Raw genomic sequence first — 18496 nt, 5'->3', positions numbered from 1 at the left:
GGTTAGTCATTTATTTGGCTGATTACAGTTTGTAGCGGATACCCAGCACATACGACCGCTGATAGACGTCGCGCCGGATGAGCGTTTGCCCTGGTAGATCCTGACTGGGCGCATCGCTGTTGTTTTTGTTGACGTTCCTGATAAAAATCTCGGCGGGGGTATTGAGCAGATTGTTTGCTTTGGCAAAGAGCAGAAGTCCTGTCTGTCCGATGCGCTTCTCCAGCGATGCATCCATCTGAACAAAACCCTTCTGATACAGGTCGTTATCGACGAATTGCGATACCGTGCTGATGCGCGGACCGGTATAGCTGGCTGCCAGTTGTCCGTCCCAACCGTGATTGGCATCACGGTAGAGCAGCGACAGATTCGCGATATGCGCCGACTGACCGTACAGCGACCGGGTCTGATTGACCGTGATCGTTTGCAGATCACCCTGCTCGTTGCGAATGCGCTTCGACTTCGGCGTGGTAATACTCGAATGCGTATAGGTGTAGTTAGCTTTGATGCCCCATTGCCGGACGTATTTGATCGCATCGAGTTCCAGACCAAAGTTGGTTGCGTTGCCGAAGTTGCCCGGTCCGTAATAGAGGTCCTGCCCGCGAATCGCGTCTTTCTGCAAGGTGTATTCGATTGGGTTCTGAATGTGCTTGTAGAATAGACCAACCATGAACTGCTCCAGCGGACGGGGGAAAAATTCGTAGCGCAGATCCACGTTGTCGGCAAGGGCTCGTTTCAGGTTGGGGTTGCCCCGCTCCTGATATTCCTCATTGACGATACGGTACGGGACGATCTCGAAGAAACCGGGCCGATTCAGGGAGCGGAAATACGACAGCCGCCAGTTCGTCAGCGGATTAGCGCGGTAGCGGACGTTCAGGCTTGGCAGCAGGTCTGTGTAGATCTGGCTCCCGGTCGGGTTGTCTTCGCCAATCGGGAATTTCATCGCATAGCCCTGATTGGTATGTTCTGCGCGCAGTCCGCCGATTACTTCCAGTGGCTTCCCAACGGTACGGAATTGCAGGTATCCCGATGCCGTTTGCTCCGACGCGTTGTAGTTCAGGGCCGACGCAACGGAGCCCAGCGGGTTTTGAATGGTCCAGGCAATCTGGTTGTAGTCCGTGAAGTCGACCCCGTATTGCGCAAACGGGTTACTGGGTCGCAGCGTGTAGTTGTTGTAAAAATTGGTGCGCTGCTTATCGCGGTATAGCCCACCCGCCATCCATTCGACATCGGTATTCAACAGGTTGGTTTTCAGCGTTAGGTTCAGGTAGCCAGCCATGTCGTTATCGGTATTATGCTCCCACCGACGCTGTCCGTCCTGCACTGTCGTGCGGGTTTCTACGAAGTTTTTCCGAATCCCGAGCAGCGGCACGGACGTCTGATCGGGCACAGCGTTGGTCGCCAGGGAATACACCGCAGACCAGTTGAGCATCAGCGCATCCGTCAGCTGATGGGTTCCCTGCAATGTACTGTTGTAGATGCGTTGCTTTGTCAGCCGCGAGCGGGTCTCGTACCCCAGCGTTGCGTTGCCCAGCACCGGGTCATAACCGCCAATGCCCAGTTGCGTCGTTTTCGTGTCGCGAATCTGCGCGTTGTTCAGGCCGATGAACGCGTTGAACCACTGGAGCTTATGCCGACTCAGGCTCCCGGCCGAACCGAAGCGATAATCGATCTTTGCGTGAACGCCGTATCGGGTCTGTTGCTCGGAATACTGCCGTTCGCTCTGTTTGTCGAGCGTAACGCCCCGTAGCGTATCGACCACGTCACCCGTGAAAAACAGGCTGTTACTGCCCCGAAACGTATTTTGCAGACTCCCCGCCAGCATCACGCCCAATTGCCGGTTCAGGAAGCGATTCCCGATGGCGAAACTTCCCAGCAGATTCGGTGGCGGAGCCGCCGATGTATAAGTGGATGACGATTTGTTAAAGTCCGCCGATTTGGCCGGATAGGTGCTGCCAGACTGCTCGTAAGGCGACTGTGGATTGACGTGCCTGTTATCGAACCGCACGAACGGACGGCTGGCGAACAGCTCGCTATAACCGGTTGCAATGTTGGCTAATACGGTCAGCCGATCAGGTGCGTCGCGCATTACCATGTTGATAGCCCCGCCTACGGCATCCCCCTCCTGACTGGGAATCAACGCTTTGTACACCTCCAGCCGGTCGAGTAATTCCGACGGAAAAATGTCGAGCGGCACATAGCGATAGCGATTGTCAGGACTGGGGATTTTCACTCCGTTGACAAGCGTGTAGTTGTAGCGTTTGTCCATCCCGCGCAGAATCGCATACTGCCCGTCGCCGTTGGAGTTGCGCTCGATACTGATACCTGATACCCGCTGCACGACATTGGCGACCGTCAAATCGGGTGAGAGTTCGATGGTCCGTCCCGACACGATATTCGTGATCTGATGCGCATTGCGTTCGAGATCACGGGCGGTATGATCGCTCCCCCCGTCCCGCTTACCCGACACAACGACTTCACCCAGTACTTTCTCATCGGCCTGCAACGCGAAATCGACCACATGCTCGGCCTGCGCTACGGTGACTTGCTGCGCAGCCGTCTGATAACTGACGTAGCTGATCTGAAGGGTATGCGCGCCTTTCGGCACGTTCCGGATGACGTATGTTCCGTCGAGACCCGTTACGGCGTATAGCTTCGCAGCTTCCAGCCGCACGGTAGCGCCGATAATATTGTCGCCCGTCACCGCATCGGTGACCCGCCCCCGGAGGGTCGCCGACAACGCGATCTGCGCGGAGAAAAGAAAGAGGATAACAAGCCAGTAATTCTTCTGCATTCGGTTCGACAGACGCCCGGTGATTGGCTATCGTCTGCCGGTACAAAGGTTGGCGGTTCCGGTGGGTCTGGTCAAATCCAACCCGTTACGAACCGTCGGGTGGGGCGTAAACAAAAGGGCAACAGCGTGAACAACGGACTAGTAACCAGCTGACAGTCAGCACCTATTTTTGTTACAATCTGCCAATTATCATTATGTTAAGGATGCTCGCTTATCAGTCCCGTCGTCACAGACGTTGCATAAACGCCGTTAGCGACTCGCCCTCGGCAAGGCCCAGCTTCTTGCGCAGGCGGTAGCGCGACACGCGCAGGCTGTCGGCCGAGATACCGAGCAGTGTCGCCGTATCGCCCGATGTCATGTTCATGCGCAGCAAAGCCGCCAGCCGACGTTCAGCCGAGGTAAGGGTTGGGTATTGGCTGGTCAGATCCGCCAGAAATTGCGGGTGTACCTGATCAAAAGTCGCGCGAAAATCGTCCCAGTTTTTGTCGTGGCTGAAGCTCTGCCCAATCTTCTGAACGACCTGTTTCAATTGACGACGCTGATCGCGTTTGTCGTCGTTCAACAGGGTTGTCAGGTCTGCGCGCAACTCGTCGAGTACCTGATTCTTCTGGATGAGGTGTAGCGTATGCGAGGTTAATTGTTGCCCGTTTAGCTGTAATTGGTAGCGCAGATTTTCTTCTGACAGCTGCTTGTTTGTCAGTTCGGCCTGCATCAGTTCCCGTTGAGTCTGATAAATCTGCGCTGCCTGCTGCGAGCGGGCCGCTTCGGCCCGGATTTTCAGCCGCTGCCGGCTGATAATAACTACCGCCAGTCCGCCAACCAGCAGCAGACCGGCGACGGTTCCGCCGGTAATCAACGTGTTCAGTTGTTGACGGGCGTTTAATTCCGTAATCTGATTGTTCTTCCGCTCGACATCGTACAAGGTCTGCATCAGCGCAATCTGTCGGTTCGTCTCGGCCGCGTAGATCGTATCCGTCAGATCGTGGCTGGCTTCGAAGTAGTGGTAGGCGCTATCGTGCTGCTGCAACAACTGGAATGTCTTACCCAGATCGCGATAGGCACCGTTGAGCTGGTACTTGTCGGCTACGTGTCGCGACTGCCGGGCGCACTGCCGGTAATACGCCAGCGCCTGCTGGTAATGCCCTGTTTTTCGATGAATATCCCCAAGGTTGTTGATCAGCCCGATCTGGCTGTTCCAGTCTGCTTTCGGAACGACAGCCAAAGCCGCCCTGTAATACGCACGGGCGGAGTCATAGCGATTCTGATCTTCGTAGATACTACCCAGGTTCTCATAGATCGCAGCCAAACCAGCCGGTTGATTGATACCCCGATACTGTGTTAGTGCAAGCCGCTGGTAATGCAGCGCTGTGGGCAAATCACCTTCCTTCTCGTAGAGATGGCCGATGTTCCCATACGTCTGCGCCAGGCCCTGCCGACTCCCCGTCCGCCGGTAGATCGTCAAAGCCTCATTAAACTGACGCCGGGCCAGCCCCGCCTGCCGATTGTAGTAATAAACCGTTCCCAGTTCATTCAGATTAGCCGCCAGTCGGTCGGTTTGCTTTGCCTGACGCAACAGGCTTTGCGCCAGTAGCAGGTAGCGGATACCAGCCGCATAGTTACCCTCATGATACAGCAATAAACCGATCCGCTGCTGTTGATCGGCCTGCGCTAGGCGATCCCCACGCAGGCTGGATTGGCTGGCCTGTTTCAGTAGGTTTACATACTGTTTATCAGGATATTCCGCATTCAATTCTTTATCTCGTGACTGCGCATTTACCGGCAGTGCGTACACACTAACGAACACACCAATCAGGCAGACGAGCCTAATCGTACAACTCCACTGTAGATAGAAAAACTCCCGGCAACGCATACATTCGACCTAGGCTATTCAGTCGAAGATAGCAGTTCGGCGGGGTTCATACCCGTTAAGAATTTGTGAACCGTATCGACATACAGGCCGGTAGTACACCGGTACCTGGCACGGCCTCTCAGTAACCAATCGATGGGCAGGCGGGCAATGGTCAGTATACAATCATCTTTTTTTTCAGGTCGACCTTATTTCCATAGTACAAGCAACCGACTACGCATAAAGCATACGTCATTCGAATCATTCTTTTGCCTAACAAGGACTAAGCAAAATATTGTAACCCATCACTATCGTATCGCAGCAGGTTCAACTGATTTAACGCTATGTGTTTTAAGTATTTATCCCAGTAAACTAAGCAAATAACACCTAAAAGTGCAATTAAAATAAGCCTTATCCGAAAAGTTTCTACCCAATTATTATTCTGCTTTTTCGTAGTTTGCGTTAGATGAAATTTTCTTTAATCCGCTTTTAATGTGTATTTACAAAATATTAAAGCGCTTTAACGAGTTTTCTTCATCGTCATACTCTTTATTTTTTCAGCTAACTTTTATGAAAAAAGTTTTATTTGGAAGCTGGCTCTTGTCGCTGCTGTTCTGCCTGCCCTTGTTGGCACAGGACGCTACCGTGACGGGTCGAGTGACTTCATCAGACGACGGCTCGGCCTTACCCGGTGTAAGTGTCGTAGTAAAAGGAACATCACGCGGTACCACAACCGACGCTAACGGCACTTACCGTATCGCAGCAGGTTCAACGGCAACGCTCACCTTCTCATTTGTTGGCTTTAAGCCGCAGGACGTGACGGTGGGGAATCGCAGTGCGGTCAATGTTGTGTTAGCCGCCGACGCGTCAACCCTGAACGAAATTGTCGTGACCGGTTTTGGCATCAAGCGTAACGAACGGGAAATTGGTACGTCGGTTACGAAAGTCAACAACGCACTGATTACGCAGGCAGCGCCCGTCAACATCGCTAACGGGCTGACCGGTAAGGTGGCGGGTTTACAGGTAAACCTGACCAACAACGGCGTTGGGGCCAGCCCCCGCCTGACGCTCCGGGGCAACCGCTCGTTCCTGGGTAACAACCAGGCACTGCTCGTTGTCGACGGCGCAATCACCGACATCAGCTACCTCTCCTCGATCAACCCCAACGATATCGAAAGCACCTCCGTCCTGAAAGGCCCCAGTGCAGCGGCCCTGTACGGCTCGGATGCCTCAAACGGCGTACTGGTCGTGACAACCAAGAAAGGAACGACCAATAACAAGCCACAGATTTCGTATACCAATAACACGCAGTTTGAGCGCGTTTCGTACATGCCCGACCTACAGCGCATCTACGGCTCCAACGGTGGTGAGGGTTCACCTTACCTCGACGCAAATGGACAGCGTCTGTATGTTCCGTTCGAGAACCAGCAGTTTGGCCCTGCCTACGACGGTTCGCTCAAGCCTATTGGCTTTGGCGTACAGATCACCAACCCAGACGGTTCGATCCGGCTTGACACATTGAAAGTACCCTATTCGTCAACGGGTGTCGATCCGCGCCGGGCGTTCTTCCGCACGGGGGTTACGCAGCAGCATGACCTGGCCTACCGCATTGGCGACGGGCAGAACTATTTCGGATTGAGTATACAGCGTGTCGATCAGAAAGGTATTGTTCCGAACGATAAGTACAACCGAACCAACGTTACGCTGAATGGTGGACGGACCATCGACAAGTTTTCGTCGAACGCCAAGATGCAGTTCACGTATGAGAATACGAACAAAGAGAACGGTGGCTATTATCAGGCTCGCCCCGTATACTGGAACATACTCAATCAGCCCGCGCACGCACCGCTCAATGATCCGCGTATCACCGATCTTACCTCGCCCTATGGTGATGTGAACGGCTTCTACAACGCCTACTACCCGAACCCCTGGTGGCAGGTATCCGGCGACAACTCGCGGGCTATTACCAACCGGTACTCGGCGCAGGGTTACGCTGACGTCTCCTATCAGTTTACCAAATGGCTGAACGTGTTATACCGGGTTAGCGGCCAGATAACCAACGAGCAGTTTAAGTCGCACTTGGCAGCCGTATCGTTTAGTTCGTATGCTCTGAGCGATCCATGGGGGGCTGGTAATATTGCATCATCTCTCAAACAGGTGAATGGCAATGTCAGTGACTATAGTGATACCAAAACCCGAATTACGGGTGATCTGCTGATTACCATGGCACCGACGTTCGGTGATTTTACCCCTAAACTGATTCTGGGTCAGCAGTCCCGTGTCGACAACCGGCGTATCATCAACACGTCTGCTTCGTCGCTGGTTGTGCCGGGCACGTATAACATTGCCAACCGGTTGGGCAACGCAGTTGCCAGTGAATATTCGTCGCAGAGCCGCCTGCTGGGCTACTTCTACGACTTTACGCTGGGCTTCCGCAACTGGGCTTTCATCAACACAACAGGACGTTATGATAATACGTCATTGCTAGCCGCCGGTAATCGGCAGTATTTCTACCCCGGCGTTAACGCATCGATTGTACTGACCGACGCTTTGCCGGCACTCAAGGACAGCAAGGTCATTTCGTATCTGAAACTGCGGGGTGGTATCGCCAAGGCAGGTAACATCAGCGTAGGTCCTTACCAGTTACAGAACGTATTCAATCCGGGTGGCGGTTTCCCGTTTGGTAGTCAGCCCGGTTTCCTGCAGAGTACGCAGCAGAATGATCCTAATTTAAAACCAGAGTTCACCACGAACCGGGAGGTAGGCGTCGAGTTTGGTCTGTTCGATCGGGTGAATGCCGAAGTCGTTTACTACACGACCGAAACGACCAATCAGACCGTACCGATTCAGGTATCGCGGGCAACAGGATATTCCAGCGCCCTGATCAACACGGGTACGATGAAAAACAATGGTCTCGAAATCGAACTGAGAACAATCAAGCCAATTGTCAGAAGCGGTGCATTTGCCTGGAATATCAATACCAACTTCACCTATCTGAACAACACGGTTACGTCGGTATATCCTGGGCTGGATCGGATCAACCTTCCCCTGTCTAATGGTGTCGGTACCAGCGTTTATGCCGCTGTTGGCTACACCTATCCGTCGCTATTCGGTACCGACATTGCGCGGGTGCAGAACACCGATCCGAATGCGGCTTATTACGAAGCAAGCAGTGCGCACGTTGGTCAACCCGTTGTCAACCCGGCTACAGGCTACCCCATCCTGGACCCCACCATTCGTTACCTCGGCAACACGCAGCCGAAGTACCGCTTTGGTTTGAACAACACGTTCACCTTCGGCGACTTCACGTTGAACGCACTGGTTGAATACCGGGGAGGTAACGTGATCTATAACGCCCTCGGCAATGCACTGGAATTTACCGGTGCCGGGATTCGCTCGACCTATAATGGTCGGCAGAACTTCATCTATCCAAACTCGGTCGTTGCTGTGACGAATAGCGACGGTTCGACCTCGTACGCGCAGAATACGGGCGTTTCAACCCGTGATGGTAATCTGGAATTCTGGACGAACTCGGGCTATCACAACGCGGTATCGAGTTACGTAACCAGCGCAGACTTCTGGAAACTACGCGAACTAGCCCTGAACTACACCCTGCCAGCCAACCTGCTCAGCGGTGTGAAGTTTATCCGTTCGGTCAGCATCGGTGTAACCGGTCGCAACCTGCTGATGCTACGGCCGAAGACAAACGTCTTTACCGACCCCGAATTCTCACTCGACAACAGTAACGCACAAGGTACAACTGATGAGTACCAAACGCCCCCTACCCGTCAGTACGGTTTCCGGCTCGCCGTTGGTTTCTAAGTCAGACTTTTATCAAGCACAACAATGAATTTCAAACGTATCACTATAGGGGTACTTGTGGCAACGATGACGGTTCTGTCGGGTTGCCAGAAAGGATACCTCGATATAAATAACAACCCGAACCAGGTAACGGCCGCTACGCCGGTGCTGGTATTGCCGGCGGCACTATCCTCTTCGGGCGCTTACTTCTCGACCAACTTCACGTTCCTAAACCTGTGGATGGGCTACTGGAACTGGAGCGGTAACTACTCGATTGCTACCTCCGATAAGAACTACCAGTTTACGACGGGCTATAACACGGGTATCTGGGACAGTGCTTACATCATCCTGAAGAACTACGATTACATCGACACGCAGGCCGCTTCGCTTAGCCAGCCACAGATTCAGGCCATGGCGAAAATTATGAAAGCGCTGCACTTTCAGATTCTGGTCGATACGTATGGTAACATACCGTATACCAACGCGCTGAAAGGTATTTCGAACGCACAGCCTTCTTACGATGACGCGACGGCTGTATACGAAGACCTGTTCAAGCAGATCGACGCTGCCCTTTCGCTATTCAACGATGCGGACAAAGTAGCGGCACAAGGCGGAACCGTAGTAAATCCCGGCTCGAACGACATCATGTTCCAGGGAAACATCAACAAATGGCGTCGGTTTGCCAACACGCTGAAACTTCGCATGTTGCTTCGGCAGTCAGAGAAGTCAGACCGGCAGTCGTTCATTCAGACGCAACTGGCTACAATCAAGGCGTCGGGCTATGGTTTCACCCAGAGTGGAGAGAATGCAGCCGTTAATCCGGGCTATGCCAATTCAAGCGGTCAGCAAAGTCCATTCTACGGGTCGTACGGTAACGGTGTTAATGGACAACCAGTTGAAAACTACAATATCAACCGGGCGAACAAATATGCTGTTGATTTTTACAAGGCAGAAAACGATCCGCGCCTGAGCCGCTTCTACGCACCAGTAGCGGGTTCGTCATCGACCTATAACGCTACGTATTTCGGCACGATTAATCCGCAGGCTAACAGTCTGGTGTCGGGTATTGGGCCAGGCTTGTTACAAAGCGCCAGTCAGTCTTCGTACATCCTGACCTCCCACGAAGCGTTCTTCCTACAGGCTGAAGCGGCTCAGCGGGGCTGGATTTCGGGAACCGCCCAAACGCTGTATCAGCAGGCCATTACGGAATCGTTCCTCAACCTGGGACTGACGGCAGCCGACGCATCGACGTATTACGCGCAGGCGCTGAATAACGTAGGCTGGGATGCTTCGTCGAATAAGATTCAAGCCATTATTACGCAGAAATGGGCATCGCTCAATGGCTGGTCTCCGTACGAAGCTTGGTCTGATTACCGTCGCCTGGGCTTACCGGCCGTCCCCATCTCGCAGGACCCCAGTACGTCGGTGAAGCAGATCCCCATTCGGTTGTTCTACCCACAAAGCGAATACAACTACAACAGTACCGTAGTAGCCGCGCAGGGGAATATCAACCAGTTTACGTCGAAAATTTTCTGGGTAAAATAAGTAATCACAGCCAGTGAAACGGACTGAAGCGTCTGTTTCACTGGTTATATCCTACTGACAATTATGAAATCATTTCTCTATAGCGTTCTGCTAGCCGGACTGGCCACCAGTCTGACAGGCTGTTTGAACGACGACGAGCACTACACCGATTTTAAAAACGTCGGAGCCGTTGCCGAGATTCCGTCGTCGGCCTTCTACGGTATCGAAGACAATCAGGGCCTGTCGATCAGCACCACGCCAACATCATATACCTTCGATGTCAACGTTGCCTCGCCTACTCCGCCCACGCAGGATGTAACGATAACGATGGCCGTCGATCAGGCGACGCTGGACGCCTATAATTCCGCCAATGGTACGAGTTATCAGCTGCTGCCTTCATCGCTGTATCAGATTTCTTCGCTCACCCCTACGGTGAAGGCAGGTAGCCGACTGGCCCCGGTAACGGTAGCCCTGTATTCGGGCAGCGACAAGGTTCCCGATCCAGGCGCTTACAATGATGCGGCCTATGCGCTGCCACTGAAGATTACGAGTGCGACCAATAACGTAGCCGTGAGCAGCAACTATGGATCGAAGATTATTTTCCCGAAGATCCGGAACCAGTACGATGGTACGTACCTGGCCAAAGGTACCTTTACGCACCCGGTCAATGGTGCACGATCGATCAATAGAGAGAAAACGCTTTCGACCATCAACCTGACGACCGTCCAGACAGAATTCGCCGACCTCGGTGGCAGTGGCTGGTTGATGCAGCTACGGGTTAATTCCGACAATACGGTGACGTTGACGCCAAAAGGTAGCGCCAGCACAGCTACCGTACAGTTTGGCACGAACACGTACGACCCATCGACGCACACCTACACACTTAATTACAAGTATGCAGGATCAGGCGGAGACCGGGTTATCTCGGAAACACTGACGCGCGAGTAGTAGTCGGGTACAAAACAGAAGAGGCCGGAGCAACATTGCTCCGGCCTCTTCTGTTTTAGGCATTCTCATTACTGTTCAGCAACCAGTTCGGATTTCTTCTTACCCGTCAGTTCAACCAGTAATTCATCTACATTGACGGTGGCGAAGCTGCTGGCGTAGTCGGCCATCGCGTAGGGAATAATCAGTTCACCCTCGTTGATGAGCCCACCGCAGCTGTACACCACGTTCGGCACATAACCTTCGCGTTCGTTCTCGTCGGGGCTCAGAATCGGCTCCTTTGTCCGACCAATGACTTTGCTTGGATCGTTCAGGTCGAGCAGGAATGCACCAATGGCATACTTCCGCATCGGGCCGACGCCGTGGCTCAGCACCAGCCAGCCTTCTTCCGTTTCGATCGGTGAACCACAGTTGCCGAGCTGTACGTACTCCCAGTGATACGTTGGTTTCAGAATCAGTTCTTTCGTCTGCCAGAAATACAGATCGTCGGAATACATCAGGTAAATGTTTTCGCCATCCTGTCGTGAGATCATGGCGTATTTGCCGTTGATCTTACGCGGAAACAGCGCCATCCCCTTGTTCGACACTTCGGCCCCGTTGAGCGTACTGACGCTGAAATGGGTGAAGTCTTTCGTCTCCAATAACTGCGGAAACGTAACCCGACCGTTATAGGCCGTGTACGTCGCATAGTACGTTACCTCACCGTCATCATCCGTAAACTGTACGAAACGGGCATCTTCAATACCGTTTGTTTCGTTGGGTGACGAGGGAAAAATACACCGTTCGTCCAGGCTCTGATCTTCGTCGAAGTGAATCTCGTAGTTCGACTTGGCCAGCCCGATCAAGCCACTTGCAATGGTTTCGTATTCGGCATTGTACCGGTATTGCGACGACACGCGCTTGATCTGGGCTTCCAGTTCGGCCAGGCTGAATTCATCCCCCAGGCCAATCATCATTTTCTCCTGAATGCTGTTTTCAAGTCGTAATTCGTACAGCTTCCGTTCAAACTGCATGCGGTTGAACCGATGGTTCGGTACCGTTTCCGGCGACGTAACGTAGCGCGACGGCTTGCGTAGGACGATCTTGCCCTCGGCATCGATATAACCCATGCGAAACGAAATCGACGAAACGTGGCCTTCACCGGTTGCCCGCAAACTGAGAATAAACCGCTTGAAGCCCGGCGGCACATTCGTCTGATCGGGGTGCCAGATCATCGACGGATTGAACAGAGCCGCCGACTCCAGCGAATATTCCATCGTAAAGTAAGCGCCCAGTAATAGCTGACGCTCGGTCGACAGCGGCTCATCGGTAAGCAGGTGGGCTTTGATCTGCCCGAACCGTTGCGTTAAAAAACGCTCCAGCTTGTGGTGACGACCGCCGAATTCGCGAATCACTTCATTGAGTTTCTGGTCGACTTCCTGATCGCTCATTGCATTGACCCGCGCAATGATCTTTAACGTTCGGGTTGTACTTCCCAAGTCGAAAGGTCGGAACAAGACGCGAGTAGGGTCAGGACTCAGCACGATTCCGGTACGAGTGGCTTTAACGCTCATTGGTAAACTGGCAGGTCTTTGTAAAGTAAACAGTAGGTAGAACGAAGAAGACGCCTGAAACAAGGTACACAGGTGCTAATTCTGTGCCACTCGCTTTGGCGTCCTCTGATTTGACAAAAATTGATTCAGCCCGCTATGCGTTGTACAACGCAGGTAGACTTACGCTGACAGGCTTTGTAGCGGCTCGCTGTTTCTGGGCTGCGTACAGGTCGGCCAGGGCCAGTAAATACGACAATGTCGACTCAGCACCCTGATTCTTATTAACCCGGTCGATGTGCAAGCCATCGCGGCAACCGCCCGTTTGCTGATCGTACAAGGGCAAGCCCAGATCGTTCAACCCGGTGAACCATTTGAAGATGCGGATAGCGGTGCGGTGCCACTCCTCGTCGCCTGTCGCCTGCGCGGCACTCAAGCAGGCGGATACCGCTGACTGCGCTTCCAGCGGCTGCTGATCGAAGTAAGCACGCGACTTACCTTTCTCGTAGAAGCCATTTGAGCCAATCGGCTGGAAGTGCCCCCGTTCGGCGGTTTGAACATCGATCAGCCATTTCAGCGATCTCAAGCCAATTGCCGACAAATGTTCGTCGCCCGATTTGATTAGCGCGTGAGCCAGCACGGCGTTATCATACGTCAGGCTATTTTCGAACCAAGGCCAGTCTTCAGTTGCCGTTTCGGTATAGCGGAACATCAGTTTATCCAACAACTGCCGTTGCAAATTTTTCGCCAGTCGGTCGTCGTTGAATTTCTTCTGGTATTCATAAATGCCGAGCAATGAAAAAGCCCAAGCTCTCGGCGACGACATCTGACTGATACTTGGCAGTACGCTCTCAAACAAGCCCATCGCCCAGGTTATCGAGTTGAGATCAGTGGCCCGCCCGATACATACGCCCAGCGCCCAGATCGTCCGGCCTGTGCTGTCATCGGAGCCTACTTCCTCAAGCCACTGCCGGTTGTAGCTCATAAAGTTGCGGAACCGGCGGTGTTCTTCCGAATAAGCGTGGTTGATAAAAGCGCAGTAGTTATCCGACGCCTGTGCCAACTTCCGTTCGACAATGCCGTCTTCCTTCAGCATGATTGTCAGGATCAGTGCGCGCGCATTATCGTCGGTGCAGTACCCCTCTTCATAGAACGGCAAATGGTGCCGAGCATGCTGCACAATACCCGTCGAGTCCGTTAGTCGATACAAATGATCCAGCCGAAGCACCGGTAGCTTGAAGGCGGCACTTCCATTGCCACCCATCGTGTACGGCGTTTGACTATTAATTTTACCCATGCGTTCCCGACGTGCTTTGGCAAATGAGCTAGCATACTCCTGAATCGTCTGCTCCCAGATCATGCTGCGGCCCATCATGTAGGCTTTCTTACGCATAGCATGACGCGCGGGTTCATCGACCAGCAGGTTGACAACCTCATCGGCAATCGCCTGCTCATCACCAAACGGTACCAGCACACCACGCCCATCAGCCAGCAACTCCTCGGCATGCCAGTACGGCGTCGACACAACGGCTTTACCGCAACCAAATGCATAGGAAAGCGTACCCGAGGTGATTTGTGCCGGATTTAGGTAAGGGGTAATATAGATGTCAGCCGCACCTAAGTATTCCATCAGGTCCTCCAACTCAACGAACTGATTGTAGAACCGGACGTTATCACGCACACCGCAGTCAGCCGCCAACTTTTTCAGACTGTCGCGGTATGCTTCGCCTTCATGCCGGATCAGATGCGGGTGCGTCGCGCCAAGTACCATGTACACGGCATTAGGGCATTTCTCAACGATTTTAGGCAGAGCCCGAATAACGTTTTCAATACCTTTATTCGGCGACAGCAGCCCAAACGTCAGCAAGGTCTGCTTGCCTTCCATGCCAAACTTATCCTTGTAGAAATGTGGATCTACGAAAGACATGTCAGGGATGCCGTGAGGAATCAAATCGATTTTTTCCGCCGGCACCTCGTATATGTTAATCAGAAAGTCGCGTCCTTTCTCCGACATGCAGATCACGCGGGATGACAGATCAGCAATACTTTTCAGTACCAGCAACTGCTCCTCATTGGGCGACTTGAGAATTGTGTGGAACGTCGTAACGACCGGCATGGTCAGGTTACGCAACAGAGTCAGAATATAACTCCCTGCCGGGCCACCATAAATGCCATACTCATGTTGAAGACAAACGACATCCGTATCCTTTGAATTTAAAAACTCAGCGGCTTTCCGGTACGCGTCCTGATCGTGCTGGTAAAAATCGTAGCGAACCTCTGACGGGTAGTCGTACCCTTCCTTCGTGTCGTTTACCGAAACGACAATAGCGTTCGAGTCTCGGATAAAGGAATCGTAAGAAGCGTACAAATCAGACGTAAATGTGGCAATACCACACTGACGAGGTAGATAGTCACCGATAAACGCTACGTTTTTAGGATTGTGGTTCCAGACAGCCGGGTTGTTGGCGGAGGTATTCATAGTAATCAGGCATGAGTTCGAAACAAACCGGTGGCCTATTCTCAAGCGCCACCGTCAGGCTCTTCCTCTATAGAAAGTACTTAAGTAATCATTTTGTTTGGTAGACTGACATATTTTTGCAATCTACCGTGAGCAAGCAGGCCAATACCTCGTTATCTTACTTTCCTTTTGTACTTTTCCGCCCCCGGACAATAACAAAACCGGTCCAATTCAAGACCATCTAGTTCGCCCGCACCTGTAACTTGGCGCAATCATCCTCGCCGTTCTCAAAGCCGTTGTTGGGTGTCGAATCCGGGTCGGCAACGCCCCACGACGATTCAATCTGTGCCGGCATCGTCAGCGTAGCAACTTTTGTTGGCACCGCCCGGAAAGTGAGTATACTGAAACTACCGGCCGCAACGGTACCGGTGGTTCCCCGTACGACGTTACCAGCCAGTTGCATCGTTTGGCTGTCCAGGAACGTAAGTCCGTCGGGTAATTGACACCCAACCGTTGTCCGATCCACTGGCAACCCACCTGCGTTGTTGACAATCAAACTCACTGAAATCGGTGTACCCACCGGCAGAGCCACTTTATCGACCATCATAGCAAGACTAAGGTCCGCGCGATTAGGGTCCGGTGCTGGTTGGTTACTGGCGACGGCCGGAAGCGGATCAGCATTTACGGAAACAGGTACGCCGAAAACGGGGCCACTACCATAGCGAAACTGAACCGTTGCCATATCGTCCTGCCCGTCACCCGTACTCGTGTTTGGTCTGGAATCCGTATCAAGCTGACTGGCTTTGACAATCTCACCTACCAGTATATACGTTCCGGTCTGCGTCGGCTGTACCATGAACGTCAGCTGACCAGCCGACGAAGGAGCTAGTGTCGGTATCACACCAAATACCACCCCGCGCTGATGTGAAAGACCGCTACCAGACAGGAACGTTAGTCCGGCTGGTAGTCCGCACCGTACACGTACGTTCATGGCCGTCTGGGGGCTTTCGTTCGTAACATTGATCGTCACAGTGACCGGCTGATTTGTTTCCAGAGCGGGTCGGTCGACGATCAACGACATAGTCAGATCAGCGACATCGGCCGTCTGCGGTGGGTATGGTGTAGCATTTCGAAAAAAGTCGTCGCTTAAAAAGTCATTCCAGGCGTCTCCAAGCTGAATGAGTCCATTTCCTGAAAAATGAACGCCGTCTGTGCGCGGCATCTGAATTATATCCGTATCTGGTCCGTAGAAAACGTTAGGTACCTGCTGCACTACCCTATTTTGTGCCGACACAACGGGCTCGTAGTGCGTCAACCCATAGTTAGCGTACAAATTATTATCCATGGAGGCTCTGGCCACCACCCACGCCATATTGTAGCCGGCATCCTGCCGACTCTGGCGGATTACGGTCTGTAGATCGTTGAAGTAATTGGCAGCTGATGGATCGGTATCGTAAAACTCAGCTTCGCCCTGGTGCCAAAGCACAGCCCGTAGACCAGTAAGTGGCATATAGTCCTGTACGATTCGCTTCAGGTTACCGTACGGCATACCTGGTCGGAAATACTCGTTGTATGAGGTCGCTGTACTATCGACGGTAATGCTTTCCCGCCAGTTCCGCACTGCCGTTCCCGACCAGGCAGAATTCATGAAGGCAACGGGTACGTTCAGCCGGGCAGCCAACCGATCGCCCATTCGGCTCCAGCACCAACCCGTCAGACCACGCGGTCCGATCACCCCGGTCGCCGTTACGCGCTGACTATACATCGGCAGCGGCATCCGGATCGTATCCGTCTTATTAAGGTGAGGAATGCAGACAACCCGTTGATCACTGGCACCAACGGCATCCCGGTTCTCGATACCCTGCCCATTCGATTGACCAGCGATGGCGAATACCTCACCTACCCCAACCGGTTCGACCTGAGTGGTTGCGACAACCGCATTTCCCTGCCAGGCGCGCAACTCCAGACGGTACCATCCACCCGACGCAGTTACCTTACCCGAAAAATAGCCTTGCGAAACCTGACTGGTCAGATTCGTCCAATCATTTCCCTGTCCTCCCGCAATTGGAACAAGCCTAGTTTCCAAACGATCGACGCCTGCCTGGCACGTTCCAGCTACTGAGAATTGGGTTTGATTTTGGTTGTTTCGTTGAAATACGATGGATTGGGTCGGGAATGAAACGTTGATTTGCGCGTATGTGGGCAAGATTAAAGCGAAGAGTATATGGCCGGTAAAAAGAAGTTTACCAAGAACTGATAACTTACTAATGTTCATAAGATGCTAGGTACGGATGTCATGCGAAAGTCCGTGTCTAGCAGTTTTTAGTCAAGTTATTAGACAGCTATTTACTCGACGGCAGGTACCTCATACTTCTTCTAGTACCGTCGAAAAAGAGGCAAGTTTAGTATTAAACCGGAAGGTCATTCGCCTATAAAACAGGTCGGCAAAGTTGGCGTTGAATGTCTCGTATGTACTCAGATCGCTAAATTCCAGTTGTACCGTACATACCACCCCCTGTTGACCTACGTCACTAATCAACCGTAATACTCTGCTTGCGGTAACTAACCCAGTTTCCAGTATGGCAGGTACGTAGTCAGTACGCACCCAGTATAGCCACTCGTGCTGAATGGCAGTATCCAGCGTATAGGTCGTGTTATAAATAATCATACTCTTCTAACCAGCGCCGAACGGCTGAAGTTGGCTGTTTTGTTGTTTCTTTACACGAAAAAACCTTTTTTTATGTACACTGGATTGGTCCACGCGCATTCAGGACTTCGTTGGCTTGCGCTTCTTTTATTACTTGCTTCAGTTGGAGTAGCCATTTCGAAATGGCAGGGTCGCAGTGGGTACACGGATCGCAACCGTAAACTGTACTTGTTCACTTTGATTAGCGTTCACCTACAGTTAGTCATTGGCCTTCTCCTGTATTTCATCAGCCCAAAAGTTGATCTTAGCCTAATGAGCGAGAAGCTATATAGATTCTACTCTGTCGAACACATCACGGGTATGTTGATCGCCATCGTTCTGATTACGATCGGTTACTCTCGTTCAAAACGGGCAACAGACAACGTAACGAAGCAACGATTAGTCGGCATTTTTTATGGCCTGGGTCTCTTACTTATTCTCGCGTTCATTCCATGGCCTTTTCGTAATCTAGGTGCCGGTTTGTTCTAGCATAACAACTCAATTCTGTAGACGGCAAAATTGATAGCACGAATAGATATAACGTCAAACAAGCAAAGCCCGTCGAATTGACGGGCTTTGCTTGTTTATGCACTAATACAACCTGTAAACAGAGCGATTGATTTACCCTGAATAATCATCGGCAAGTAGTTATGAAACTACTTTTGACCTACCTGATACTCCTCGGGAACTCAGCAAGAAAGTAATGTGGATACAATTGGTGAAAATCCAATCTGCTTGTAAACGCAGCGAGCCGATCAACTTACGCTGACCGGCTCGACTTTCGTTTCTTCAGGTGGCACCTACCTACTCTCCCGCTTGTAACAGCAGTACCATCGGCAGTACGGGGCTTAACGACTCTGTGCGAAATGGAAGAGGTGTTCACCCGCCTTAACAGCACCAACCTGTTGACCCTTTT

General features: G+C 52.3%; 10 protein-coding genes and 1 rRNA gene. 4 read left to right on the top strand and 7 right to left on the bottom strand.

Annotated elements, in window-relative coordinates:
• Window positions 1-22: 22 nt before the first annotated feature.
• A complete protein-coding gene (locus tag CLV58_RS14035) occupies window positions 23-2791 on the bottom strand; it encodes a TonB-dependent receptor (protein WP_106138461.1) in 2769 nt (922 codons plus the stop codon).
• Between the two features lie 226 nt (window positions 2792-3017).
• Window positions 3018-4661, bottom strand: a complete 1644-nt coding sequence (locus tag CLV58_RS14030; RefSeq protein ID WP_106138460.1) for a tetratricopeptide repeat protein — start codon at window positions 4659-4661, stop codon at window positions 3018-3020.
• A gap of 546 nt (window positions 4662-5207) precedes the next feature.
• Here CLV58_RS14030 and CLV58_RS14025 point away from each other — a divergent pair.
• The 3 genes from CLV58_RS14025 (at window position 5208) to CLV58_RS14015 (ending at window position 10910) form a co-directional block, all read left to right on the top strand.
• On the top strand, window positions 5208-8459 hold the full coding sequence (locus CLV58_RS14025) for a SusC/RagA family TonB-linked outer membrane protein (protein ID WP_106138459.1): 3252 nt from the start codon (window positions 5208-5210) through the stop codon (window positions 8457-8459).
• A gap of 24 nt (window positions 8460-8483) precedes the next feature.
• Window positions 8484-9983 carry a SusD/RagB family nutrient-binding outer membrane lipoprotein gene (locus tag CLV58_RS14020; RefSeq protein WP_106138458.1) on the top strand — a complete coding sequence of 500 codons (1500 nt, stop codon included), beginning with the start codon at window positions 8484-8486 and terminating at the stop codon, window positions 9981-9983.
• A 63-nt stretch (window positions 9984-10046) separates the two neighbouring features.
• The gene (locus CLV58_RS14015; protein WP_106138457.1) at window positions 10047-10910 is read left to right on the top strand and encodes a BT_3987 domain-containing protein; all 864 of its coding nucleotides are present in this window, start codon (window positions 10047-10049) and stop codon (window positions 10908-10910) included.
• 68 nt (window positions 10911-10978) lie between these two features.
• Here CLV58_RS14015 and CLV58_RS14010 read toward each other — a convergent pair whose 3' ends face one another.
• The 4 genes from CLV58_RS14010 to CLV58_RS29155 form a co-directional block, all read right to left on the bottom strand.
• Window positions 10979-12460, bottom strand: a complete 1482-nt coding sequence (locus CLV58_RS14010; RefSeq protein ID WP_106138456.1) for a glycoside hydrolase family 130 protein — start codon at window positions 12458-12460, stop codon at window positions 10979-10981.
• A 133-nt stretch (window positions 12461-12593) separates the two neighbouring features.
• Entirely contained in the window at window positions 12594-14915 is a 2322-nt protein-coding gene (locus CLV58_RS14005; RefSeq protein WP_106138455.1) for a glycosyltransferase family 4 protein, read from the bottom strand.
• A 220-nt stretch (window positions 14916-15135) separates the two neighbouring features.
• The gene (locus CLV58_RS14000) at window positions 15136-16980 is read right to left on the bottom strand and encodes a sialate O-acetylesterase (protein WP_170108707.1); all 1845 of its coding nucleotides are present in this window, start codon (window positions 16978-16980) and stop codon (window positions 15136-15138) included.
• Window positions 16981-17259: 279 nt separating this feature from the next.
• Window positions 17260-17562: a DUF4286 family protein gene (locus CLV58_RS29155; protein WP_106138453.1), complete on the bottom strand. Its 303-nt coding sequence runs from the start codon at window positions 17560-17562 to the stop codon at window positions 17260-17262.
• 72 nt (window positions 17563-17634) lie between these two features.
• Here CLV58_RS29155 and CLV58_RS28755 point away from each other — a divergent pair, with 72 nt between their 5' ends.
• Window positions 17635-18069 carry a cytochrome B gene (locus CLV58_RS28755; RefSeq protein WP_106138610.1) on the top strand — a complete coding sequence of 145 codons (435 nt, stop codon included), beginning with the start codon at window positions 17635-17637 and terminating at the stop codon, window positions 18067-18069.
• A gap of 302 nt (window positions 18070-18371) precedes the next feature.
• Here the strand turns inward: CLV58_RS28755 and rrf are convergent.
• Window positions 18372-18482, bottom strand: a 5S ribosomal RNA gene (gene rrf, locus CLV58_RS13985).
• Between the last annotated feature and the right edge of the window lie 14 nt (window positions 18483-18496).

Origin of the sequence: Spirosoma oryzae (assembly GCF_003002825.1) — a bacterium.
Lineage (GTDB): Bacteria > Bacteroidota > Bacteroidia > Cytophagales > Spirosomataceae > Spirosoma > Spirosoma oryzae.
This window is presented reverse-complemented; position numbering and strand designations above follow the sequence as displayed.